This is a genomic window from Methylobacterium sp. 22177 (assembly GCF_052045615.1).
Lineage (GTDB): Bacteria > Pseudomonadota > Alphaproteobacteria > Rhizobiales > Beijerinckiaceae > Methylobacterium > Methylobacterium radiotolerans.
Genome location: NZ_JBQEPK010000012.1, coordinates 110,828 through 132,468 on the forward strand (window position 1 = coordinate 110,828; position 21,641 = coordinate 132,468).

Annotated in this window: 23 protein-coding genes; 13 read left to right on the plus strand and 10 right to left on the minus strand. The window is 73.0% G+C overall.

Features of this window, described 5'->3' with window-relative positions:
• Nucleotides 1-50: 50 nt before the first annotated feature.
• Nucleotides 51-1,637, minus strand: a complete 1,587-nt coding sequence (locus ACTJK8_RS13790; RefSeq protein WP_029360921.1) for a hypothetical protein — start codon at nt 1,635-1,637, stop codon at nt 51-53.
• 192 nt (nt 1,638-1,829) lie between these two features.
• Between ACTJK8_RS13790 and ACTJK8_RS13795 the strand changes: the two genes are divergently transcribed.
• From ACTJK8_RS13795 to ACTJK8_RS13825, 7 genes are all read left to right on the plus strand, one after another.
• On the plus strand, nt 1,830-2,228 hold the full coding sequence (locus ACTJK8_RS13795) for a DUF3775 domain-containing protein (protein WP_012317848.1): 399 nt from the start codon (nt 1,830-1,832) through the stop codon (nt 2,226-2,228).
• Between the two features lie 23 nt (nt 2,229-2,251).
• Complete coding sequence (locus ACTJK8_RS13800) at nt 2,252-3,541, plus strand: App1 family protein (RefSeq protein WP_012317847.1); 1,290 nt, start codon at nt 2,252-2,254, stop codon at nt 3,539-3,541.
• Between the two features lie 125 nt (nt 3,542-3,666).
• Nucleotides 3,667-4,779, plus strand: a complete 1,113-nt coding sequence (locus ACTJK8_RS13805; RefSeq protein ID WP_024830935.1) for an alpha/beta hydrolase — start codon at nt 3,667-3,669, stop codon at nt 4,777-4,779.
• A gap of 150 nt (nt 4,780-4,929) precedes the next feature.
• Nucleotides 4,930-5,187 (plus strand): hypothetical protein, encoded by a 258-nt coding sequence (locus tag ACTJK8_RS13810; RefSeq protein ID WP_012317845.1) that lies wholly within the window; start codon nt 4,930-4,932, stop codon nt 5,185-5,187.
• A gap of 180 nt (nt 5,188-5,367) precedes the next feature.
• Nucleotides 5,368-6,534 (plus strand): MFS transporter, encoded by a 1,167-nt coding sequence (locus ACTJK8_RS13815; protein WP_182178675.1) that lies wholly within the window; start codon nt 5,368-5,370, stop codon nt 6,532-6,534.
• Nucleotides 6,535-6,599: 65 nt separating this feature from the next.
• Complete coding sequence (locus ACTJK8_RS13820) at nt 6,600-8,789, plus strand: primosomal protein N' (RefSeq protein ID WP_182178676.1); 2,190 nt, start codon at nt 6,600-6,602, stop codon at nt 8,787-8,789.
• A gap of 177 nt (nt 8,790-8,966) precedes the next feature.
• Entirely contained in the window at nt 8,967-9,329 is a 363-nt protein-coding gene (locus ACTJK8_RS13825; protein WP_012317842.1) for an STAS/SEC14 domain-containing protein, read from the plus strand.
• Between the two features lie 6 nt (nt 9,330-9,335).
• Here ACTJK8_RS13825 and ACTJK8_RS13830 read toward each other — a convergent pair whose 3' ends face one another.
• The 6 genes from ACTJK8_RS13830 to ACTJK8_RS13855 all read right to left on the minus strand — a co-directional run bounded on the left by ACTJK8_RS13830 (nt 9,336) and on the right by ACTJK8_RS13855 (nt 13,825).
• Nucleotides 9,336-9,725 carry a hypothetical protein gene (locus ACTJK8_RS13830; protein WP_024830939.1) on the minus strand — a complete coding sequence of 130 codons (390 nt, stop codon included), beginning with the start codon at nt 9,723-9,725 and terminating at the stop codon, nt 9,336-9,338.
• 502 nt (nt 9,726-10,227) lie between these two features.
• Nucleotides 10,228-10,434, minus strand: coding sequence for a Trm112 family protein (locus ACTJK8_RS13835; protein WP_024830940.1), 207 nt, complete (start codon nt 10,432-10,434; stop codon nt 10,228-10,230).
• A gap of 12 nt (nt 10,435-10,446) precedes the next feature.
• Nucleotides 10,447-11,112, minus strand: a complete 666-nt coding sequence (locus tag ACTJK8_RS13840) for an LON peptidase substrate-binding domain-containing protein (RefSeq protein WP_012317839.1) — start codon at nt 11,110-11,112, stop codon at nt 10,447-10,449.
• Nucleotides 11,113-11,161: 49 nt separating this feature from the next.
• A complete protein-coding gene (gene trxA, locus ACTJK8_RS13845) occupies nt 11,162-12,076 on the minus strand; it encodes a thioredoxin (RefSeq protein ID WP_012317838.1) in 915 nt (304 codons plus the stop codon).
• Nucleotides 12,077-12,158: 82 nt separating this feature from the next.
• A complete protein-coding gene (locus ACTJK8_RS13850) occupies nt 12,159-12,626 on the minus strand; it encodes a hypothetical protein (protein WP_029360917.1) in 468 nt (155 codons plus the stop codon).
• A 221-nt stretch (nt 12,627-12,847) separates the two neighbouring features.
• Entirely contained in the window at nt 12,848-13,825 is a 978-nt protein-coding gene (locus ACTJK8_RS13855; protein WP_029360915.1) for a glutathione S-transferase family protein, read from the minus strand.
• A 271-nt stretch (nt 13,826-14,096) separates the two neighbouring features.
• On the opposite strand from ACTJK8_RS13855, the gene ACTJK8_RS13860 reads away from it, so the two are divergent.
• Nucleotides 14,097-14,321, plus strand: coding sequence for a hypothetical protein (locus tag ACTJK8_RS13860; protein WP_012317835.1), 225 nt, complete (start codon nt 14,097-14,099; stop codon nt 14,319-14,321).
• Here ACTJK8_RS13860 and ACTJK8_RS13865 read toward each other — a convergent pair.
• Nucleotides 14,315-15,283 carry an alginate O-acetyltransferase AlgX-related protein gene (locus ACTJK8_RS13865; protein ID WP_041372258.1) on the minus strand — a complete coding sequence of 323 codons (969 nt, stop codon included), beginning with the start codon at nt 15,281-15,283 and terminating at the stop codon, nt 14,315-14,317. The two genes, ACTJK8_RS13860 and ACTJK8_RS13865, sit on opposite strands and share 7 nt — an antisense overlap.
• 180 nt (nt 15,284-15,463) lie before the next feature.
• Between ACTJK8_RS13865 and ACTJK8_RS13870 the strand changes: the two genes are divergently transcribed.
• The 5 genes from ACTJK8_RS13870 to ACTJK8_RS13890 all read left to right on the plus strand — a co-directional run bounded on the left by ACTJK8_RS13870 (nt 15,464) and on the right by ACTJK8_RS13890 (nt 19,674).
• Nucleotides 15,464-16,486 (plus strand): SPL family radical SAM protein, encoded by a 1,023-nt coding sequence (locus ACTJK8_RS13870; RefSeq protein WP_085985332.1) that lies wholly within the window; start codon nt 15,464-15,466, stop codon nt 16,484-16,486.
• 25 nt (nt 16,487-16,511) lie between these two features.
• Complete coding sequence (locus tag ACTJK8_RS13875) at nt 16,512-17,030, plus strand: 2'-5' RNA ligase family protein (RefSeq protein WP_012317832.1); 519 nt, start codon at nt 16,512-16,514, stop codon at nt 17,028-17,030.
• A gap of 31 nt (nt 17,031-17,061) precedes the next feature.
• Nucleotides 17,062-17,820 (plus strand): phosphatase PAP2 family protein, encoded by a 759-nt coding sequence (locus tag ACTJK8_RS13880; protein ID WP_012317831.1) that lies wholly within the window; start codon nt 17,062-17,064, stop codon nt 17,818-17,820.
• 102 nt (nt 17,821-17,922) lie between these two features.
• Nucleotides 17,923-18,291, plus strand: coding sequence for a PilZ domain-containing protein (locus tag ACTJK8_RS13885; protein ID WP_024830944.1), 369 nt, complete (start codon nt 17,923-17,925; stop codon nt 18,289-18,291).
• 84 nt (nt 18,292-18,375) lie between these two features.
• Nucleotides 18,376-19,674 carry a Gfo/Idh/MocA family protein gene (locus ACTJK8_RS13890; protein ID WP_234741370.1) on the plus strand — a complete coding sequence of 433 codons (1,299 nt, stop codon included), beginning with the start codon at nt 18,376-18,378 and terminating at the stop codon, nt 19,672-19,674.
• Between the two features lie 6 nt (nt 19,675-19,680).
• Here ACTJK8_RS13890 and flgH read toward each other — a convergent pair whose 3' ends face one another.
• Both flgH and flgA read right to left on the minus strand, forming a co-directional pair.
• A complete protein-coding gene (gene flgH / locus ACTJK8_RS13895) occupies nt 19,681-20,430 on the minus strand; it encodes a flagellar basal body L-ring protein FlgH (RefSeq protein WP_012317828.1) in 750 nt (249 codons plus the stop codon).
• A 36-nt stretch (nt 20,431-20,466) separates the two neighbouring features.
• Nucleotides 20,467-21,606, minus strand: a complete 1,140-nt coding sequence (flgA, locus tag ACTJK8_RS13900) for a flagellar basal body P-ring formation chaperone FlgA (RefSeq protein WP_206406919.1) — start codon at nt 21,604-21,606, stop codon at nt 20,467-20,469.
• Between the last annotated feature and the right edge of the window lie 35 nt (nt 21,607-21,641).

Consider the following 21,641-nt stretch of genomic DNA (forward strand, 5'->3'; position numbering starts at 1 on the left):
AGGCACGCCTCGCGCGGCTTGTCGGCCGCCCATATAGCGCCTCCTGCGACTTATTGCGCGCCGATCGGGCGCACCGTCCACGTCGCCCAGTAGACGGGCCGCCCGTACAGGCTCGACGCGTCGCGCCCGGAGGCGGTCGGGGCGAGCCGGTCGAGCCAGGTCAGGAAGCCCGCCTTGTTCGGGTAGATCGCCGGCGTGTCGAGGTTGCCCTCTGCGTCGGTCATCCAGAAATGCGCGCTGCGGTCGTACCGGCCGCTGCCGTCGCCCCCCGAGCGCAGCCCGAGATAGGCGGCGGAGCGGCCCGCTTCCACCGGATCGGCGTAGAGCTTGAGGGCGCCGATCCCGTCGAGGTTCAGGTCGGCCGTGTACTGCAGGCAGATATCCGCCACCGGGCCGCCCGGGGCATTGGCGGGCCGCTGGCACGTGTAGGACACGGCCCAGCGCTGCATGCCCTTGGCCCGGGCCACCCGCACCAGGGTTCCGGGCGGCAGCGGCCCGGCGAGCTTGCGCGCCGTCGACCAGACCTTCGGCCCCGACAGGTCCTGCGCCGTGCGCAGGAACAGCCCGGTGCGGCGCTTCTCGGGGGCGAGGCCGCAATCCTCGGGCAGCACGTCGGTGTAGACGTAGTGATAGGTGCGGTCGACGACGCTGATCGAGCCGGCGAGGCCGTGGGTCTCGAAGGCGGGCGCCGCGCAGGCCGACGTGACGGGCTTGCCCGCCTCGTCGACCACCGCGGCGGGGACGGGCGGGTCGGCGCGCCGGCCGCGGCCGGCGCCGGCCTCGAACGGCGTCCAGGTCAGCCCGTAGCCGTCGGCGGTGCGGGTCCGGATCTCGAAGGTCTGGAAGTCGAGGGTCCGCGCCTCGATCTGGACGCGGCGCCGGACGTCCGCCGGCCCCGTGGCAGGCTCGTCCCGCTCCGTCCGCCGGCGCCGGCGCCGGCCGCGGCGCTCGGTGTCGGCCCCGTCGCCGCCGGTGACGCCCACGCGCTCCTGCCCGAGCAGGAAGACGTAGCTGTAGGCCTCGCCGGCCCAGGTCCGGCCCGTCACCGCGATCGGGTCGCGCGGGCCGATGCCCTCGGCGGACGGCGTCGGTTCGGACCAGCCCCGCGTCCGCGCGCGCTCCTCCGGCAGGTCGACCCAGAACCGGTCGGCCGAGGGCGGCAGCGTCGTGACCAGGGCCTCGAAGGTGCGGCCGGTGCGCAGGGCGCCGCCGTCGCGGCTGTCCGTGGCGCGCCGCTCCGGGCAGGGCTCATCCCGGCGGGACGCCGCCGGGGTCTGGCCCTGGAACACGGCCTGGAGCGGGCCGGGCGCCTCGGAGCGTGCGAGCCGCAGGATCTGCACGCCGCGCACGAAGGCGCAGGGGGCCGGCGCGATCAGGACGCCCTCGGCCTCCGAGCCCTCGCGGCAGATCTCGAGCGCGCCGCCGCCGGTCAGGAAGCAGCTCGGGGCGCTCCCCTCGTAGCCGGTGGGCCGGGCCTCGGCGGATCGCGTCCCGATGAGCGCGGATCCGGCCAGCGCCGAGAGCGCCGCGAGCGCCGCGAGGTGCAGGCGGCCGCCCGACCGCCGGGACGCGACGCCGCGTGCAGGAGGAATGACGGTATCGGCCGGCGACGTCCTGACAGTCTTAATAGAAATCACGTCTATCGCCGATGTCGATCCGGGTGTCGGATTAGTCTCGCAGCCTCTATCCCAGGGGCGCTGAGCCGGAAAGTGGCGCGGACCACGCAACCCACCTTCGATGGGGACGGGGCGAACCCGGCGCCCGCTCGCCCGTTGTCGCGGCTTGAGGGCCCCGCTTGCCCGACCCCGTCAGCGTCCGGAGATCAGCGCATGGATATCGCCGTCGAAACCGTCACCGACATCGTCATGCGGCTGCGCGCCGTCGAGGTGAAAGAGGGCAACACCGACCCGGATTCTGGCTCGAACCCGATCGACGACGGCGCCACCGACGTCCTGGTCTCCGGCACCGACGACGCGACGGAATCCGAGGTCCGGGGCATGATCGCCGGGCTCGACGACGATTCCCGTGCCGAACTGCTCGCCCTCCTCTACGTCGGGCGCGGCGACATGGAACCGGAAGAGTGGAGCGAGGCGGTGCGCTTCGCCCGCGAGCGCGAGGCCGCCGGCGAGGGCGCCGTGCGGGAACTGCTCGGCAGCCCCGATGCCGGCGATCTCCTGGAGGAGGGCCTCGACGCGATGGGGCTCAGCCCCGAACTGCCGCAGGCCTGAGCGCCTGACGGCGGCCGGTCGCCATGGTCTCGCGCGCGCGCAGGGGCGCCACCAAGGCCCTGCGGGTCCTCACCCGGCCGGTCCGTCGCGCGCAGGGGCGTGGCGGCAAGGGCCGGGGCGGGCTCGTGGTCGAGCCGTACCGCGGCTACGGATCCCGCGACGAGGTGTTCCTGATCGGCCGCGTCTTCCGGCAGTCGCCGGGGATCCCCGGCGAGGATCCCGAGTCCCTGCGGGCGCAGTGGCGCGACCTGCGCCGCCGGATCGCCCGGCGGACGATCGCCGGCGCGGGCGTGACCGCCCGGTTCGGCGACGACGCCGTGCGGGTCGAGACCGACCGGGACGGCTATTTCCGCGTGCACCTGCACCCGCGGACGCCCCCCACCGAGGCGGGTGACTGGCACGCGGTCGACCTCCTCCTCGATGCCGATCCGCCAATCCCCGCCGAGGGCGCGGTGTTCATCCCGCACGACCGCTGCCGCTGCGTCGTGGTCAGCGACATCGACGACACGGTGATGCGCACCGGCGTCGCCAACAAGCTGAAGATGCTCTGGCGCCTGTTCGTCGAGGATGCCGAGAGCCGGGTCGCCTTCCCGGGCGTCGCCGCCCTCTACCGCGCCCTCCACGCGGGCGCCGGAGGCGACGAGGGCAACCCGATGCTCTACGTGTCCCGCGCGCCCTGGGGCCTCTACGAGATGCTGTCCGAGTTCTTCCAGCGCCACGGCATCCCGGCCGGGCCGGTGCTGTTCCTGCGGGAATGGGGCCTGTCCTGGACTCACCCGCTGCCGCGCCGGGCCACCGACCACAAGCAGGCGCTGATCCGGCACATGCTTGCCCTCTACCGCGATCTGCCCTTCGTGCTGATCGGCGACAGCGGCCAGCACGACCCGGAGGTCTACGCGCAGATCGTCGAGGAGAATCCCGGGCGGGTGCTGGCCGTCTACATCCGCAACGTGTCCCGCGACGCCGCGCGGGTCGAGGAGATCGTCCGGCTCGCCGGTGCCGTCGCCCGGGCCGGATCGAGCCTCGTGCTCGCCGCCGACAGCGTCGCCATGGCCGAGCACGCCGCCGCCATCGGGCTGATCGCGCCCGGGGCGGTGGCCGGCGTCGCCGACGAGCACGCCGCGGCGGCCGAGACCGGGCCGCGCCGGGAGACTGCGCGGATCACGCCGGAGCCATCGGGCGTTGCCGACGCGACGGATGACCCGATCGGGCCCGAGGCGATCGCCGAGGCGCTCGCCGGCGACGGCACCGTGCCGGCGACCCTGGTGGTCGAGCCGGAGACGCCGGCCGCGCTCCCGCGGCTCGGCGCGTGAACGCGCGGCCACGATCGTAACCCGGGCCGCTGTCGCGCTCGGCCCCGTCCCATAGTTTCCGAGCCGGCGCAGCGGGCACCCGCCGGGACGGGTTCGCAGGCCGGGCTGCCGCTGGAGGAACCGAGATGCGTTCGAGCCTGTCCGCGCTGCTGATGATCGCCTGCGGCACCCAGGTCGCCTTCGGGCAGGCCGCGCCGGCGGAGAGGCCGGCTCCGGGTTTCGAGCAACTGGAAGCCGAGATGGGTGCCGCCAACGCCGCCCCGGGTCCGCGGACGGTCCCGGCCAAGGTCGTGCCCGTTCCCGACACGACGAGCCCGCAGTTCCGAACCGCCGTGGCGGCGCCCTACCGCGTGCCGGCCTGGAACGCGAACCCGCCGGACGCCGCGGCCTGGAAGGCGCTGGTCGACAAACTCGCTGCTGCCGGAGCCGCCACCCTCCCGGCCCTGCGCGAGAAGCTCGGCGTCACCAGCGAGGCCGCGGTGATCGGCGGCGTGAAGGCCTTCGTGGTCCAGCCCCGGCAGATGCCCGAGGCGAACCGCAACCGGCTGCTCCTGCACATCCACGGCGGCGGCTACGTCTACAATCCCGGCGAAGCCGGCACGCTGGAGGCGATCCTGATGGCCGGCCTCGGCGGCTACAAGGTCATCTCGGTCGATTACCGCATGCCGCCGGATGCCCCCTACCCGGCGGCCATGGACGACGCCACCGCCGTGTGGCGGGCGATGCTGTCCATGCAGAAGCCCGGGAATATGGCGGTCTTCGGCACTTCCACGGGCGGCGGCATGACCCTGGCCCTGATGCTGCGCGCCAAGGCCGAGGGTCTGGCGCTGCCGGCGGCGATCGGCCTCGGAACACCCTGGTCGGACATGACCGAGACCGGCGACAGCTACCGGACCAACGAGTGGCTCGACAACGTCCTCGTCAGCTATTCCGGCTACCTGACGCCGGCCGCGAAGCTCTACGCCGCCGGCCGCGACCTGAAGGACCCGCAGCTCTCGCCGATCTACGGCGACTTCACCGGCCTGCCGCCCGCGATCCTGGTCACCGGCACCCGCGACCTGTTCCTGTCGAACACGGTGCGCACCCACCGGAAGCTGCGCGCCGCCGGGATCGACGCGTCGCTGCAGGTGTTCGAGGGCATGTCCCACGCCCAGTACCTGTTCACGCCGGACGCGCCCGAGACCCGGGAGGTGTTCGGCGAGATGGCGCGCTTCTTCGATGGGCATCTCGGGCGCTGAGGCGCGGCGGGGCGGGCTTGTGCGGAGCTTGCGCTCACGAAATGGTGCAATGCAGCATTTCGGTGGGATGGGTTCACATCGCGGCCGCGATGCCTAGGTTCGGGCGCTCGCATGCCGGTCCACGCTCCTCGAGCCTCCTGGAGGCCATCCGTGCAAACCTACACCCTCGCCATCGCCGACGGCGTCCTGTTCGCCTGCCTGCCCGACGAGGCCGACATCTCGGCCGCGATCACGGACGCGACCGCCACCAATTACGGGTTCGGACTCAGCCTCGACATCGTCCGCGGGGCGACCCTCACCGACGCGGCGGGTCCAGAGGACGAGGTCGTGTGGCAGGAGGGGCCCGACAGCGAGCTGCTCGACGCGCAGGGACGGCGCTACCGCTACGCCGTCCGCCGGCCCTGCTGAGAACGCCGTGCCGAGCCGCTGACGCGGGCCCGTCCCGCAATGCTAGGCTCCGCCCGTCCGGGCGGGAGGCTGTGGCGTGCGGGACTTTGCTCGAGGACTCGCTCCGGGCGCCGTCGTCCCGGGCAGGCCGTCCCCCGCGCGGAATGACGGGGTGAAGACCCGTCCGGTGCGAACATCCCGATGAGGGCCGAGGGGAGCAGCGCGGAACGGCGCGGCGGGCTCGCCCGGTTTCTCGCCCTGTACGCGGCGCTCTACGGCGCCTACGGCGTCCTGTCGCCGGTGCTGCCGGGCTTCCTCGCCGCGCGCGGTCTGACACCCGGCGAGATCGGTCTCCTCCTCGCGGCCGCGGGCGCCCTGCGCCTCGGGATCGGGCCCCTGGCCGGCGCCTTCGCCGACCGCCACCGGGCCGGCCGATCCGTCCTGGCAGCGAGTCTCGCGCTGGCCGGGCTCAGCGCCCTGGCGCACCTGCCCGGCGCCGGGCTGGCGCAATTGATCGGTCCGGCGCTCCTCTACGCGGCGGGCACCGCGGCCCCGGCGCCCCTCGCCGACGCGCTCGCGCTGGCCGCCGCACGGGGCGGTGCGGCGTTCCAGTACGGCTGGGTCCGCGGCGCGGGCTCGGCCGCGTTCATCGCCGGCACAGCCGCGGCCGGCTGGCTGATCGGCCTCTACGGCCTCGCCGCCGCCCTCGTGGCGAGCGGCAGCCTGTTCCTGGCCGCCGGCGCGGCGGCCCTGGCCCTGCCCGCCGGCCCGGGCGTCGCGGCTCGGGCCGGGGCGCCGTGGCACGGCTTCGCCGCCCTGGTCACCCTGCCGCGCTTCCGCCGCACGGTGCTCGTCGCCGGCCTGGTGATCGGCGCGCACGCGATGCACGACGGCTTCGCCATGATCCTGTGGCGGTCCGCCGGGATCGCGGCGACCACCGCCGGCCTGCTCTGGTCGGTCTCGGTGGCCGCCGAGGTCCTGGTGTTCCTGCTGATCGGGCCGCCCCTGCTGGCGCGGATCGGCCCCGCGGCCGGCGTCGCGGTGGCGGCCTGCGCGGGGGCCCTGCGCTGGGCGGTGCTGGGATCCACGACCGCGATCCCGTGGCTGGCCGCCGTCGAATCCCTGCACGGGCTGAGCTTCGCCCTCCTGCACCTCGCCTGCCTGAGGCTCATCGAGGCGTCGACGCCGGCCGATCTCAGGACGACCGCGCTGGCGCTCTACGGGACGCTGGGCCTCGGCCTCTCAGGGGTCGCCGCGACCCTGGCCTCCGGGGTTCTGTACGGCGCGTTCGGCGCACCGGCCTTCTGGGCCATGGCGGCGCTGAGTCTCGCGGCCCTGCCGCTCGTGCCGGCGCTGCGGGATCGCTGAAGCGGCGGGTTCTTTTCCCGCGCCTATGGTACGGACCCGGAACGGACCCGCCCGAAAAGCCCCGCATGCCCGTCGTCGCCGAGATCCTGATCCCGCTCGCCCTCGATACGCCCTACAGCTACGTGGCGCCGGCCGGGCTCGACCTCGCCGCGGGCGACGTGGTCCAGGTGCCGCTCGGCCCGCGCGAGATCGTCGGGGTCGTCTGGGGCGTCGCCGAGACGCCCGGCGGCTCGAACCTCCGGCCGGTGACCGGCCGCCTGCCCTACCCGCCCCTCTCGGACCCGCTGCGCAGCCTCGTCGACTGGATCGCCCGCTACACGCTGGCGCCCAAGGGCTCGGCGCTGGCCATGGTGCTGCGGCTGCCCGACGAGGCGGCGGCCGGCGAGACCGCCCGGGTCGCCGTGCGCCTCACGGACAAGCCCCCGTCCCGGCCGACTCCGGCCCGCACCAAGGTGCTCGCCGCGGCGGCCGACGGCGCCCTGCGCGGCAAGAGCGCGCTCGCCAAGGAGGCCGGCGTCTCGCTCTCGGTGGTCGACGGGCTGATCGACGACGGCGTCCTCGAGACCGTGGCGGTCGAGCCCGAGCCGGTCGCGCCGCGGCCCGACCCAGACTTCCCGCGGGCGCCGCTCTCGCCCGCGCAGGCCGAGGCCGTGTCGGCCCTCGTCGCGCCCTTCCCGTGGGACCGGCCGCAGCCGCAGGAAGCCGACGATCTCCGCCCGGTCCTGCTGGAGGGCGTCACCGGCTCGGGCAAGACCGAGGTCTACTTCGAGGCGGTGGCGGCCTGCATCCGCGCCGGGCGCCAAGCACTGATCCTGATGCCCGAGATCGCCCTGACGGCGCAGTTCCTCGACCGGTTCGCCGCGCGGTTCGGGGTCCGGCCGGCCGCGTGGCATTCGGGGATCGGCGGCAGGCGGCGCGAGCGCCTGCGCGCCGCCGTGGCCGAGGGCGAGGCGCTCGTTGTGGTCGGCGCGCGCTCGGCCCTGTTCCTGCCCTTCGCGCGGCTCGGCCTGATCGTGGTCGATGAGGAGCACGAGACCGCCTACAAGCAGGAGGACGGCGTCCATTACCACGCCCGCGACATGGCGGTCGTGCGCGGACGCCTCGAGGGCTGCCCGGTCGTCCTGACCTCGGCGACGCCCGCCATCGAGACCCGCGTCAACGCCGCGCGGGGGCGCTACCGGCACGTCCTGCTCCCTGAGCGCTTCGGCGGGCGGCGCCTGCCCGACATCGCCGCCATCGACATGCGCCTCGACCAGCCCGAGCGGGGCCGCTTCCTGAGCCCGCCGCTGGTCAACGCCGTGAAGAGCACCCTGGAGCGCGGCGAGCAGGCGCTGCTGTTCCTCAACCGCCGGGGCTACGCGCCGCTGACCCTCTGCCGGGCCTGCGGCCACCGCTACCAGTGCAAGAACTGCTCGACCTGGCTCGTGGAGCACCGGTTCCGCCGGGCGCTGGTCTGCCACCAGTGCGGCTACGCGGAGCGCCGGCCGGAGGCCTGCACCGAGTGCGGGACCTTCGACAATCTCACCGCGTGCGGGCCCGGCGTCGAGCGGATCGCCGAAGAGGCCGCCGAGATGTTCCCCGACCGGCGCATCGTCGTCCTGTCGAGCGACTTCCCAGGCGGCGCCGAGCGTCTGCGCCAGGAACTCGAAGCGGTGGCGGCGGGCGAGTGCGACGTCGTGATCGGCACGCAGCTCGTGGCCAAGGGCCACAACTTCCCGTTCCTGACCCTGGTCGGCGTCCTCGACGCCGATATCGGCCTGACATCGGGCGACCCGCGGGCAGCCGAGCGGACTTTCCAGCTGCTCCAGCAGGTCACCGGGCGCGCCGGACGCGGCGAGAAGCCCGGGCGCGCCCTGGTCCAGACCTACCAGCCGGACCACCCGGTGATCGCGGCGCTCCTCTCGGGCGACGCCGAGCGCTTCTACGCGGAGGAGATCCAGGCCCGCGAGGCGGCCGGCCTGCCGCCGTTCGGGCGGCTCGCGGCCCTGATCGTCTCGGCGAGCGAGCGCGAGGTCGCGGAGGCGCACGGTCAGGCCTTGGCCCGCGCCGCCGAGCCGCCGGAGGGCGTGATGGTGCTGGGGCCCGCCGAGGCGCCGCTCGCCCTGGTGCGCGGCCGCTACCGCTTCCGGCTGCTCGTGAAGACCGAGCGCAACGTCGATCTCCAGGCCTACCTGCGCGCCTGGATCGCCCGGGGCCCGAAGGTGCGGGGCAACGTGCGGGTCGCCATCGATGTCGACCCGCAGAGCTTTTTGTAGGAGACTTCGCGGACCTCCCGGCCTTGTGAACGCCGGTTCACCGTCGGGAGGCACGTCAGAGCGAGGGTCCGGGGCCATACCGGTTCGTCCCGCGATCGGGTATGGCTCAGGTCACGGGCGGCGGACCCTGGTCGGAGACCGGCTACGGGACGCGTGCGGTTCCCGGAGGAGCGATCAGTGCTGACCTACACCAAGACGCCGGATTCGAATGTCGCCGAGATCGTGGTCGACGGGAAGATCACCGACGAGGAGATGAACGCGGCGATGACCGCGATGAAGGCCGACCTCGACAAGGGCGGCAAGATCAAGCTGCTCGAGGATATCCGCGCCTTCGAGGGCATGGAGCCGGCGGCCTTCTTCAAGGACCCGCGCTTCGGGTTCTCGATGATGAAGAGCGTCAGCCACGTCGCCCTGGTCACGGACGCTCCCTGGCTGAAGGCGCTCGCCGAGACCTTCAACTTCGTCTCGCCGACCCAGATCAAGGTATTCGAGCGCGCCCGCATCGACGAGGCGCGCAGCTGGCTCGCCGCGGCGGCCTGAGCGACCTCAATCGGCCTGCGCGGTGCGGGTGTCGCTGCGCCGCGCGGTCCAGTGACCGGAGCACAGGGACGAGACCTTCCAAGTGCCGGCGCCGCTGCCGGCCTGGAGCCGCCCGGTGCCGGTGCCGCTCGCCGTCCCGTTGCTGACGGTGATGCCGACGCTGCCGTCGGGCCGCACGTGGCCGTTCACCTGTGCCCCGGCGCTGCCGGAAATGAGCTGCACCTGCCCCTCGCGGATGGCGAGTGCGTAGGTGTAGCGGGCGCTGCACAGGCCGCTCTCCGTCACGAGCTCCACCGACCACCGCCCGTTATGCGTGCTCGACCCCGCGCTGGCGGGCAGGCACGTCGGGAGGGACAGGCCGGCGGCGAGAGCCGCGACCGCGGTCAGCTTAATCATGCGATGCAATCTTTCAGCGAAGCGAGCGCCGTCCGGAGCGGCGTGCACGGTCAGAATCATCGATCGAGGATGACCCGACGCTGAACGATGGAAGCGGCAAGAGTATGGCCGCCTCCCGCCTGTTCAAGATAGATTACGGCTGAGGAGCCCGCGAAGAATGGTCAAGCTCGACGCCGCCGATGCTGTCGCCTGATCTGGCGATCGGGCCGTCCAGGTCTCCGCTCATCACGGACACGCGCGGAGGTAGCCCAGCATCTCAACGGGGAGGACCGGAGCCGCCGGGCCCGCGGACGAGCGCCTTCGAACTGTTCCTGATCCCCTCTCCGCGGGCGTGCCCCGGGCGCCGGAGGCCGAATAGGCTCTCGGCGAAATAGCATCGGAAGGTCCGGGCCGGCCGCGTTCGGATCTGCCAGCGGGCGCGGGCAGCATTCCAGTCCCCCGCCCGTCCCGCGCGTCGTGTCAGGCCGCTCCGCCGCACGACGGCCGGAGCGGCCGGTGGCGCTCAGTCAATCAGCGGACGGGCTTCCTCGGGCAGCATGATCGGGATCCCGTCGCGGATCGGGTAGGCGAGCTTCGCCGAGCGGCTGATCAGCTCCTGCCGGGCCGAATCGTATTCGAGGGTGCCCTTGGTCAGCGGGCAGACGAGGATCTCCAGGAGCTTCGGGTCGACGCGGGTCGCCTCGACGGGGGCGGTGAGATCGTTGGACATCGGTGAGGCAACCTATTGCATCGGCGACTCGGGGCCCGAGCCGCGAACCAGTTCCATCTGCGTGACCGCGATCAGGATCTCGGCCCGGGTCTTCAGGTCGGGAGCCTCCAGCATCGCCTGCTTTTCGCGCACCCCGAACGGGCTCATCATGCACAGGGCGTTGACCAGCGCCTCGTCGGGCGCCTCGTCGATCCCGGCCCAGTCCACCTTGAGGTCGTTCGACTCCACGAAATCGCGCAGCGCCTTGAGGACGCCGTCACGGTCAACCTGCTCCTCGCCCGCCCGCGGCTCGAAGTCCACCGCGAACTCGTCGTAGGAGACGTGGCAGCGGCGATAGGGGCCGATCGAGGCCAGCTCGCTCTCGACCCGGAACCGGGTGACACCGGTGAGCGAGATCAGGTACCGACCGTCGCCGGTCTCGGCGTACTGGGTCACGCGGCCCGCGCAGCCGACGCGGTAGAGCTTCGGGTTCGCCCCGCTCGAGCCTTCGGGATCGGGCTGGATCATGCCGATGATCCGGTCGGTGCGCATGGCATCGTCGACCATCGCCAGGTAGCGCGGCTCGAAGATGTTCAGCGGCATCTGTCCCCGCGGCAGCAGCAGCGCGCCGGACAGCGGGAAGACCGGGATGACGGGAGGGCAGTCCGCAGGGCCCTTGTAGCTCGCATGGGTGCTCATGGCGCCTCCCAGAGGGGCCGATCGGTGGGCCGGGGTGCGAGCCGGTGCCTCACGAGAATAGAAGCGCCGAGAGCTTGCGGCGGCCGCGGATCGTGTCCGGGTCCATCACACCCCAGGCCTCGAAGAACTGCAGCAGCTGCTTGCGCGCCCCGTCCTCGTTCCAGTCCTTGTCGCGCTTGCGCAGCTCGATCAGGTGATCGACGGCCTGGCCGCGCTCACCCCGGGCGGCGAGCCCGAGCGCGAGGTCGAACCGCGCCTGATGGGCGTCGGGGTTCGCCTCGACCTCCCGCTGCAGGCCCGCGAGATCGCCCAGCGACGCGGCCTGCTCGGCGAGTTCCAGGGCGGCGCGGATGCCGACGAGGGCCGGGTCGCCGGCCTTCGCCTCCGGAACCATCGCCAGCACGCGCTTGGCGTTCTCGATCTCGCCCGCGTCGAGCTGCATCTTCGCGAGGCCGGCCAGCGCGGTGACGTTGTCGGGCTGCTGCTCCAGCACGGCCGCGTAGATCTCGGCGGCGCCGGCGAGGTCGCCCTCCTGGATCAGGGCGGCCGCGTCGGCGAGGGCCGCCTCCAGCGGGTCCTGCTGCGGGCCAGCCACGCGCCCGATCAGCTCCTTGATCTGGCTCTCCGGAACCGCGCCCATGAAGCCGTCGACCGGCTGGCCCTTCTGGAAGACGATCACAGCCGGGATCGACTGGATGCCGAGCTGACCGGCGATCGAGGGATGCTCGTCGATGTTCATCTTGGCCAGGACGACCGCGCCCGCGGCCTCCCGGACCACCTTCTCCAGAACCGGCGTGAGCTGCTTGCACGGCCCGCACCAGGGCGCCCAGAAGTCGACTAGGACCGGCCGGTGCATCGACTCGGCGATGACATCCTGACGGAAGCTCGCCGTGGTCGTGTCCTTGATGAGGGAGCCGGTGTCGCCGGCCGGGGCACCGCCCGCGGCGAGGGTGTCGTTGAGCATCGGTCTGGCTTCGGAACCTTTTTCGTGGAGCCCCTTAAATGGGGCTTCCGCCCCGATCTGACCAGCCCATAGACCGGTATCCTCAGCGCGGCGGCGCGGCGGCCGGCGCTCCCGCCGCCGCCTTGGCGGCGGTCACGAACGTGCCGGCGAAGGGGCGCCCGTCGGCGGTGCTGGCCTCGCAGGTGATCGCGGTGCGCCCGGGCTCCGGCGTCGAGAAGCGGCAGGCGCCGATCGCGAGGATCGGGGCACCGTCCTTGCCCGTGGTGACGACGTTGATCGGCTGCAGCGGATCGGTCTCCTCGGTGGCTTCCTGCTGGGCGCCGTTGCCGCTGAAGCTGAGGGTCTGGCCGTCGGCGGTGGTGAAGTCGAAGCTCGTGCGGTTGCGGCTGACCGCGTTCGTCAGGACGTTGCTGCAGGCACGGCTCAGGTCCTGCGTGCCGATGACGAGCTTCTCGCAGGTCCCCTCCAGCCGCAGCGCCGCCTGGGCGCGGGCCGCGGAGGGCAGGCTGACGAGGGCGCAGAGCAGCGCGAGGCGCAGGCGGTCGGTCATGGCGTGTCGGGCATCCTCCGGTTGAGAGCCGAACTAGGCGCGCGGCGACTGCCGTCGAGGGTCTCCGCCCGAGAACCGGCTCGACGGCGGGTGAGTCGGGGGCCCGCCGGGCGGAACGACGCGCGGATCCCCCGCTCCCGCAGGGGAGAGGGGGCATGTCGCGGCCGTCCGGACCGGAGAGGCCGGTCTTGCAGGCCGTCGCAGCACGATCGGGGCCGGCCCTAGCCCGCGAACCGCAGGGCCCGATCGTTCGGCGCGGCGAAGTCCAGCTCCGGCCCGAGGGGCACGATTCCCGTCGGATTGATGGTCGGATGGCTCTCGTAATAGTGCCGCTTGATGTGGGTGAGGTTCACGGTCGGCGCGACGCCGGGCAACGCGTAGAGGTCGCGGAGATAGTTCGACAGGTTCGGGTAGTCGGTGATCCGGCGCTTGTTGCACTTGAAGTGCCCGACATAAACGGCGTCGAACCGCACCAGGGTGGTGAACAGCCGGATGTCGGCCTCGGTCAGCCGCTCCCCGCAGAGGTAGCGGCTCCGGTCGAGGCGCGCCTCCAGCGCGTCGAGTTCGGCGAACAGGGCCTCGAAGGCTTGGGCGTAGGCCTCCTGCTTCGTCGCGAAGCCCGCCTTGTAGACCCCGTTGTTCACGCGGTCGTAGACGCGGGCGTTCACGGCGTCGATCTCGGCGCGCAGGTCCGGCGGATAGAGGTCGGGGCCGGTCCCTCCGAAGGCGTCGTTCAGCATCCGCAGGATCTCGGCGGATTCGTTCGACACGATGGTGGCGCGCTCCCGGTCCCAGAGGGTCGGGACGGTGACGCGGCCGCTGTAGGACGGATCCGCCGCCAGGTAGACCTCGTAGAGGCGCCGGGCGCCGTGGATCGGGTCCGGCGTCGCGCCCGGCGTGTCGCCGAAGACCCAGCCCTCCGCGCCCATGTGCGGGTCGACCACCGAGACCGAGATCGCGTCCTCCAGCCCCTTCAAGGCGCGGCCGATCAGCGTGCGGTGCGCCCAGGGGCAGGCCAGGGACACGTAGAGGTGGTAGCGCCCCGGCGCGCCGCGGAAGCCGCCCGCGCCGGATGGACCGGGCGACCCGTCGGCGGTGACCCAGTTGCGAAAGACGGAGGCCTTGCGCTCGAAGCGGCCGCCCGTCGCGGCGGTGTCGTACCACTGGTCGCACCAGATGCCGTCCACGAGGAGGCCCATCGTCGTCTCCGCTTGCTCGAATTATCCGACCAGATGGGCTTCGCGCGGCCGGTGTGAAGGCGCGTGCGGAGCGGCGCGCGACGCGCCACGTCGATCCGGGGTCGCGCCGCCCTCGGGCGGTCCCCCGTAGCCCGCGAACGCCACGCAAGGCAGGCCTGCGCTCGCCCGTCTGTTGCGGTGCAGCAAACTCGGCCATCTGTCGCGTCACCCACCCGTCGCCGTGCGCGTGCCGCAGCTGCCCGACCCGGTGGGGATCGATGGAGGTGAAGTGATGTCGTTCGCGCTGGTGCCCGTCGCCGAGGCGGCCCTGTTCACGTTCGGGTGCCTGGTGATCCACGCCCTGCGGCGCCACGCCGACGTGGTCACCGCGACGCTCGCGTGCCTCGCGACGCTCCTCGTCCTGATGATCGGCATCGCGTGCGCGCCGGAATCCTTCGCGAAGTACCAAGCGGCGAGCGTCGCCGACTTCGCCCGTCTGGATCCGGCGATCTACTGAGGCGGCGCCCCGCGTCCGACGGCGCCGAGGCCGCCGGTCCGGAGCTTCGCGAGGCGGCCGCCGGTCCCGCGCTGGCCGGCGACGGCCACGTCGAAATCGTCCTTCGGCAGCTTGGCGAGGAAGCGCTCGGCCAGCTCGAACAGCAGGATGTCGGCCCGGACCCGCTCGATATAGGCCCAGTCGAGGCTCGACGACCAGACGAAGTGCACCTCGCTGAAGCTCTCGGCGAGCAGCCCGGTCAGCAGGAACGGGTCGAAATGGGCGCAGGAATCGCCGAACAGGACGAGCCGGCGCGGATCGGCCGTCGCTGACGCGTTCCGGTAGACGACATGCGCGCCGACATGCACCTCCCGGTCGCGCCCCTCCGCCTCGTAGGCGGCGAGCAGCGGCCCGGTCTCCACCCGCGTCGCGTCGCGCTGCAGCATGAACCGCTCCAGGCGCTCGCGCGGCCGATCGGGCAGCTTCTCGCCGAGGTCCATCAGCTGGTCCGAGACGATGCCCGGACGCGCGCCGATATCGGCCGGCGGGATCGCCCCGAGCGCCCGCATGATCTCGCGGTAGGCTAGCAGGCAGCCCTGCGCCGTCCAGTGGGTGTCGGTGCGCAGGTAGAGCGGCACCGGTCCGTTCCGGGCGGCGCGGAGCGGGGCGAGGAGATCGAGATAGGCCGGGTCCCGGGCGAGGCTCCGGGCCAGCCGCCGGGTCGAGGCCTTGCCGGGGGCGTAGCGCAGGCCGTCGGTCTTGTCGTCGTAGACCGACAGCTTCTCCGGCACGATCACGTGGAGGCAGCGGATGCCGAGGCCCTCGGCCCGCCTCGCGCGGGCCCTGATCAGCCGCGCCCAGCCGCGCAGCAGCAGCCAGTGCCGCAGGCCGCCGCGATACCGGTCCATGACTCGGTTGGTCCCTCCGGTGAGGAATAACCAGCCGTCGCGGCCGACATGTACGCTCTCCCTGCCTGCAGCCATGACGGTGCTTTAGCCGCACCGCGACCGGGCGACTAGGCCGGACCCGGTGCCGGCACCGCGCGTTCGTCAGGCATGCCGCCCTCGCCCGCCCCGGCCGTTGAGACCCGCGATCGCCCGGAGCGCCCGGGCCCGGCGCCCGATCGCCCGGCGCGCCTGTGGCGCCCGCGCCGGGTGCTGGTGATGCCCGCTGCCCTCGAGCACGCTCACGGGCGAGCCATGCTGGCCCGCGCCGAGGCGCTGGGCCTGCCGGTGGAGCGGCTGCCGTCGAACCGCCTGCCGAGCCCGCGCGAGGCGGATCCTCGCCGGGCCTACGCGGCCGCCAAGGCGACCCTCGCGCTCACGGTCGCGCCGCCGACCAAGCTGCGGCTGCAGCCGATCCCGCCCTCGGCCGACTGGCGCTTCGACCTCGCCGAGGGCTGCCCAGCCCACTGCCAGTACTGCTACCTCGCGGGCTCGCTGTCCGGGCCGCCGGTGACCCGCGCCTACGCCAATCTGGCGGCGATTCTCGGCAGCCTCGCGGACTACGCGGGGCGCGGCGCGGTGACCTCGGCCTCCGCCGAGCGGGCCCAGGAGGGGACCACCTTCGAGGCGTCCTGCTACACCGATCCCCTCGGCATCGAGCACCTCACCGGCTCGCTCTCGGCGGCGATCCGGCATTTCGGCGCCTGGGACGCGCCGGTGCAGCTGCGCTTCACCACCAAGTTCGCCGCGGTCGAGCCGCTCCTCGACCTGCCGCACAACCGGCGCACGCGCATCCGCTTCTCGGTCAATCCGCGGGCGGCCGCGCATTACGAGGGCGGCACCGATCCCCTCGACGCGCGGCTCGCCGCCATGGCGGCGGCGGCGCGGGCCGGCTATCCGGTCGGCCTCACCGTCGCGCCGATCCTGCCCGTCCCGGACTGGGAGGGCGCCTATGCCGGACTGATCCGCGCCGCCGCCGACGCGCTGGCCGGCGTGCCCGATCTGGATCTCACCGCCGAACTCATCACCCACCGGTTCACGCCGGGCTCGAAGGCGGTGCTGCGCGGCTGGTATCCCGGCTCGGACCTGCCCCTCGACGAGGCGGAGCGCGTCGAGAAGCGCACGAAGTTCGGCTCGGTGAAGCACGTCTTCCCGAAGCCCCTGATGCAGGCCATGCGCGCCCATCTCACCGCGTGCCTCGCCCGCGACCTGCCGGCGGCGCGGATCCTGTACTGGACCTGAGCCCCACGGGCGCCATCTGGCCCCGATGATCGACGCGGACCCCCTGATCCTGACGCTCGCCTTCGACGAACCGACCTTCGCGCGGTTCGACGGCGAGCGGCGGCGCCACTTCCCCGAAGCCCTGAACCGCATCCCGGCGCACGCGACGCTGTTCCACCACCTGCCGGGGGATCGGGAGCGGGGCGTGATCGAGGCGATCACCGCCCTCGCCCGCACGGTGCCGCCGCCGGAGGTCGCGGTGACCGGCCTGCGCTTCACCGGCCGCGGCGTCGCCTACGCGCTCGACTCCGACGCGTTGGCGCGGTTCCGGGCCCGTCTCGCGCAGGAATTCGCCGCCCACCTGACCGCCCAGGATCGGCAGGGCTGGCGCCCGCACGTCACGGTGCAGAACAAGGTGTCGCCGGACACGGCCCGGGCGCTGCACGCAGACCTCTCGGCCGGGTTCGCGCCGTTCCGCTTCACCGCGCCCGGCACCCTGCTCTGGCGCTACCGCGGCGGCCCCTGGGACGCCGTCGCCCGCCTGCCCTTCGGAGAGAATACCTGATGGTCATCGACGCGCGCCGGAGGACGGCAGCATGAGGGCGCCGGGCAACCTGCGGCAGAACCGGCTGATCGAGCCCGCCCTGGCAGTGTGGCTGCGGTTGCGCCTGAACGAGGTCGGCCCCCTCGTCGCCCTGCTCTGCCTGAGCATCCTCGGTTACGGCTTCTTCTACCTCGCGCACGAGGTCGGCGAGGGCTCCACCGCGGCCCTCGATCGGCGGATCCTGCTCGCCTTGCGCAACCCCGCCGATCTCGCCGACCCGATCGGGCCGCCCTGGCTCGAGGAATCGATGCGCGACATCACCGGGCTCGGCAGCGTCTTCACCGTGCTGTTCCTGACCTGCGCGGTGGCGGCCTATCTCGGCGTGTCCGGGCGCCGGCGCATCGGCCTCTACGTCCTCGCCGCGGTGGGCAGCGGCGAGCTGGTCTCGACGGTGCTGAAGATCTTCTACCATCGGCCGCGGCCGGACCTCGTGCCCCACGGCATGGAGGTGTTCACGGCGAGCTTCCCGAGCGGCCACGCCACGATGTCGGCGATCGCCTACCTGACCCTGGCGACGCTGATCGCCCGGGTCGAGCGCAACCGCCGCGCCAAGGCGCTGGTCCTCGCGCTCGGGGTGAGCGTGACGCTCCTCGTCGGCATCAGCCGCATCTATCTCGGCGTGCACTGGCCGAGCGATGTCCTGGCCGGCTGGTGCATCGGCGCCGCCTGGGCCTCCCTGTGCTGGTTCGTTGCCCTGCAGTTGCAGCGCCGCGGCGAGGTCGAGGCGCCCGACCCGCCGCCGCCCGCCTGAGCCCGGCGTTAAGGTAAACGCGCGGTTAAGGTGGACGGGCGGGGCTCGTCCGGGCTGGATGGTGGTTGTCCCCGCAACCGGAACCACCAGGGTCAAGCGATCGTGCCCGAGCGCCGCCGTACTGCCCGACGCCGCGTCTGCCTGGGCGGTCGGCTGCGCGTCGCGGCCTTCCTGCCGGAGATCGACTGCACGGTCCGCGACGTGTCCCTCGACGGGGCGCGAGTCCGGCTGCCGGCGGAGGCCGTGCTCTCCGACTGCGTCGAGCTGTTCATCCCCTGTCGCGGCGAGGCTCGGCGCGCCTTCGTGGCCTGGCGGTCGGGCGAGTCGGTCGGCCTCGGCTTCGCCGAGACCCGCGCGGCGACGGAGCCCGAGGCGATCGCGCGCCGGCTCGCCGCCAGTGAGGCGGAGGTGGCGCGTCTGCGCGCCGCGCTGCTCGACGGAAACAGCCCGGAGCCGGGTCGCGTTCACTGAGGGCGCGGTCCCGCCACCCGGCGGTTCCCGGCGCGGGCGGCGCCCCGGGCGCGGCCCTCCCGATCCGGCAACACGGCGAGGCACATGGCGGACGACACCCGGCTCTCACGACGCACTCTCCTCGCGGCCGGAGGCGCCCTGGCCGGCGCCGCGGTGGGCGGCGGCGCGCAGGCCGCCCCGCCTGGCCCCTCGGTTCCCGCCGATACCGGCGCCGTTCAGGGCGGACGGGTGATGTTCCCGAACTGGCGCGGGCCGGGCGACAGGCCGCCCGCCCCGAGCCCGGCGCCGCAGCCGCCGGCCCAGCGCGTCGGCTACTGCGTCGTGGGTCTCGGGCGCCTGAGCCTCGACGAGATCCTGCCGGCCTTCGGCGAGACCAAGCGCGCCCGTCTCGCGGCGGTGATGTCGGGCTCACCCGACAAGGCGAAGCTGGTGGCGCGGCAGTACGGGCTGCCGGAGGACGCCGTCTACGGCTACGACGCGTGGGACCGCCTGAAGGCCAACCCCGATGTCCAGGCGGTCTACATCGTCACGCCGAACGGCGTGCACCGGGACAACGTCGTGGCGGCCGCGGCGGCCGGCAAGCAGATCCTCTGCGAGAAGCCGATGGCCGTGAACTCGGACGAGTGCCGGGAAATGATCGCGGCCTGCGCGAAGGCCGGCGTCAAGCTGATGATCGCCTACCGGTGCCAGTACGAGCCCCACAACCGGGCCGTGATCAAGCTCGCCCGCTCGGGCGAGTTCGGCCGGCCCCGGCTGATCCAGGCGTTCAACGGCCAGACCACGGGACTGCCGGAGCAGTGGCGCCTGCGGAAGGCGCTGGCGGGCGGCGGATCCCTGCCGGATATCGGGCTCTACTGCCTGAACACCGCCCGCGCGGTGCTCGGCGAGGAGCCGAACCTGATCCAGGCCCAGATCCACTCGCCGCCGGACGATCCCAAGTACCGCGAGGTCGAGGAGACGGCGAGCTTCACCCTCCACTTCCCGTCCGGCGTGATCGCCCAGTGCCTGTCGAGCTACGGGGTCTACGAGGCGCGGAGCCTGACCCTGCACACCGGGACCGCCTCCGTCGATCTCCAGAACGCCTTCGCCTACCAGGGCCAGCGTCTCTATGTCGGCCACCGCGACGGCAAGAATGCCGCCCGGGACGAGAAGGTTCTGAGCCCGAAGAACCAGTTCGCCCTGGAGCTGGACCATTTCGCGCGGTGCATCCAGGAGAACCTGCGGCCGCGCACGCCCGGCGAGGAGGGGCTGCAGGACCAGGTCCTGATGGAGGCGATCTACGAGGCGGCCCGGACCGGCACGCCGGTCAAGGTCGGGCCGCCCCCCGGCGCCGGTTCCGGCCTCGACGTCACGCGCGGGCCGGAGCCGGAGGAGCCGGGCTGAGGGGCCTCAGAACGGCAGCAGGATGTCGACGATCTGCTGGCCGTAGCGCGGCTGCTGCACGTCGGTGATCTGGCCCCGGCCGCCGTAGGCGATGCGGGCCTGGGCGATCTTGGCCGAGTCGATGGTGTTGTCAGACTCGATGTCCTCGGGCCGCACCACGCCGGCGACGATCATCTCGCGCACCTCGAAGTTGACCCGGATCTCCTGCTTGCCCTCGACCACGAGGTTGCCGTTGGGCAGGACCTGGGTCACCACCGCGGCGACGTTCGTGGTGACGGATTCGGTGCGCTGGACCGACCCGGCCCCGTCATTGGCGGTGGCCGAGGTGGCGGAGAGCAGCGCGGTGCTGCCGACGCCGAAGGACTTGCCGACCGTGTTGTTCTCCAGGCCCAGGGCGTTGGGCAGGCCGAAGCTCTCGGTGTTGGCCCGGGAGCGCTTGGTCTCGTTGCTGATGTTCGCCTGGTCGGTGACCTTGACCTTCACGGTCAGGATGTCGCCGAGCTTGGCGGCACGTTGATCCTTGAAGAACGCGCGGGAGCCCGTGCGCCACAGCGAGTTCGGGGCGTAGGAGACCGGCTGCACGTCCGGCATCGGCATCCGCACCGGCTTGTAGCCCGGCTGCGCCGTCGGGTCCTCGATCGCCGACAGCGCCGGGGTCGCGCCGACCTGCGAGAGGCGGTCGGCGGTGTTGCAGGCCCCGAGCGCGCCGGCGATCAGAGCGGCGGCGAGCGGGTTCAGGACGGTGCGACGGGCCATCGGGCAATCACTCTTCGACGCGTGCAGGGCGGGCGGTCAGCGCAGGGACGCGGTCGCCTGGACCGGGGCGGCGGCGGCCTGCTGAGCCGCGGGGCTGGGGCTCACCGAGACCCGGCCGGGGCCGATCACGGTGGCCTGCAGGATCTTCTTGGAGGCGACGTTGACGACGTTGACGACGGCGCCCATGCGGCCGGAATCGTTCGACAGGCCGCGCATCGACAGGCTGATGCTCGGCGTCTCGTACACGATGGTCACGGTCTCGCCGCGCGCCACCAGCTCGGGCGGAGCCGTGTCGGTGACCCGCAGCACGGTGCCGGCCATCAGCGTGTTCTGGGCGACCTCGCCGAGGATGGTCGTCACGCTCCCCTGCGCGTCGGGCGCGACGGAGTCGCGCGGGCGCTGCTCCAGGGCGACGTCGCCCTCCTTCACCGGCTCGCCGCGGTTGAGGTTCCGGGTGAGCACCGCGACCTCGCGCAGCTCCATGACCACGCCGGAGACGCGCAGCGACGCCTGCCGCTCGCCGAGGCTGACGAGGCCCGCAACGCGGCGCGTCCGCGGGTCGTAGGTCAGGTCCAGGGCCACGGCCTGCCCTTCGAGGTCCACCGGCGCCAGCAGGGTCGGGCCGTCCCCGTCGAAGCGGACCGCGATGTTGCGCACGTTGAGCCCGTAGCCGACCTCGAGGCCGCGCTTGAGCGCCGCCTCGATCTCCGGCGGGCCGAGGCGGCGGGCGGCGCGCTGCACGGCGATCTGCAGCCGACCGCCGGTCTCCAGGCCGGTGAGGCCCAGGGCGGACGCCGCGTCGAGGATGCGACGGGTCTGGATCGTCCCGGTGGCGCCGAGGGCGGGCGCGCGGAACAGGGGGCGCGTGGAGAGGCGATCGGGTGCGCCCTCGACGAGATCGGCCAGAGTCAGGACGTCGCCGCGGGCGGTGACGTCGCCGCGCAGCCGCAGGACGTCCGCCCGCGCCATGGCGGGGATCGCCAGGGCGCCGAGGACCGCGAAGGTCAGGAAGGCCAGCACCGCGCGCAGGATGACGGCGCCGCCGAGGGGCATCACCCGCGGCGGGACGCGCCGGACGATCGGGCTGATGTCGTCCCCGTCCCCCGCGGCGACGCGGGGCAGGTCGAGGGTCTCGAAATCGGGATCGAGCGGGTCGGGATGCATGCCGGCATACATGGTCAGGGGCCTGAAGCGGGGTGCGGGTCGCGCGA

Excerpts from the sequence above, each read along its gene's own strand:
- trxA (WP_012317838.1), bottom strand. The coding sequence starts at position 12,076 with ATGCTCAACGACACCCTCGCCGCGGGCGGTGCCCCGGCCGGCGACACC.
- ACTJK8_RS13840 (WP_012317839.1), bottom strand. The coding sequence starts at position 11,112 with ATGAGCACCCATGCGAGCTACAAGGGCCCTGCGGACTGCCCTCCCGTC.
- ACTJK8_RS13865 (WP_041372258.1), bottom strand. The coding sequence starts at position 15,283 with ATGGCTGCAGGCAGGGAGAGCGTACATGTCGGCCGCGACGGCTGGTTA.
- ACTJK8_RS13855 (WP_029360915.1), bottom strand. The coding sequence starts at position 13,825 with ATGGGCCTCCTCGTGGACGGCATCTGGTGCGACCAGTGGTACGACACC.
- ACTJK8_RS13820 (WP_182178676.1), top strand. The coding sequence starts at position 6,600 with ATGCCCGTCGTCGCCGAGATCCTGATCCCGCTCGCCCTCGATACGCCC.
- ACTJK8_RS13870 (WP_085985332.1), top strand. The coding sequence starts at position 15,464 with ATGCCCGCTGCCCTCGAGCACGCTCACGGGCGAGCCATGCTGGCCCGC.
- ACTJK8_RS13835 (WP_024830940.1), bottom strand. The coding sequence starts at position 10,434 with ATGTCCAACGATCTCACCGCCCCCGTCGAGGCGACCCGCGTCGACCCG.
- ACTJK8_RS13890 (WP_234741370.1), top strand. The coding sequence starts at position 18,376 with ATGGCGGACGACACCCGGCTCTCACGACGCACTCTCCTCGCGGCCGGA.
- ACTJK8_RS13850 (WP_029360917.1), bottom strand. The coding sequence starts at position 12,626 with ATGACCGACCGCCTGCGCCTCGCGCTGCTCTGCGCCCTCGTCAGCCTG.
- ACTJK8_RS13880 (WP_012317831.1), top strand. The coding sequence starts at position 17,062 with ATGAGGGCGCCGGGCAACCTGCGGCAGAACCGGCTGATCGAGCCCGCC.
- flgH (WP_012317828.1), bottom strand. The coding sequence starts at position 20,430 with ATGGCCCGTCGCACCGTCCTGAACCCGCTCGCCGCCGCTCTGATCGCC.
- ACTJK8_RS13800 (WP_012317847.1), top strand. The coding sequence starts at position 2,252 with ATGGTCTCGCGCGCGCGCAGGGGCGCCACCAAGGCCCTGCGGGTCCTC.
- ACTJK8_RS13875 (WP_012317832.1), top strand. The coding sequence starts at position 16,512 with ATGATCGACGCGGACCCCCTGATCCTGACGCTCGCCTTCGACGAACCG.
- ACTJK8_RS13830 (WP_024830939.1), bottom strand. The coding sequence starts at position 9,725 with ATGATTAAGCTGACCGCGGTCGCGGCTCTCGCCGCCGGCCTGTCCCTC.
- flgA (WP_206406919.1), bottom strand. The coding sequence starts at position 21,606 with ATGTATGCCGGCATGCATCCCGACCCGCTCGATCCCGATTTCGAGACC.
- ACTJK8_RS13815 (WP_182178675.1), top strand. The coding sequence starts at position 5,368 with ATGAGGGCCGAGGGGAGCAGCGCGGAACGGCGCGGCGGGCTCGCCCGG.
- ACTJK8_RS13805 (WP_024830935.1), top strand. The coding sequence starts at position 3,667 with ATGCGTTCGAGCCTGTCCGCGCTGCTGATGATCGCCTGCGGCACCCAG.
- ACTJK8_RS13795 (WP_012317848.1), top strand. The coding sequence starts at position 1,830 with ATGGATATCGCCGTCGAAACCGTCACCGACATCGTCATGCGGCTGCGC.
- ACTJK8_RS13860 (WP_012317835.1), top strand. The coding sequence starts at position 14,097 with ATGTCGTTCGCGCTGGTGCCCGTCGCCGAGGCGGCCCTGTTCACGTTC.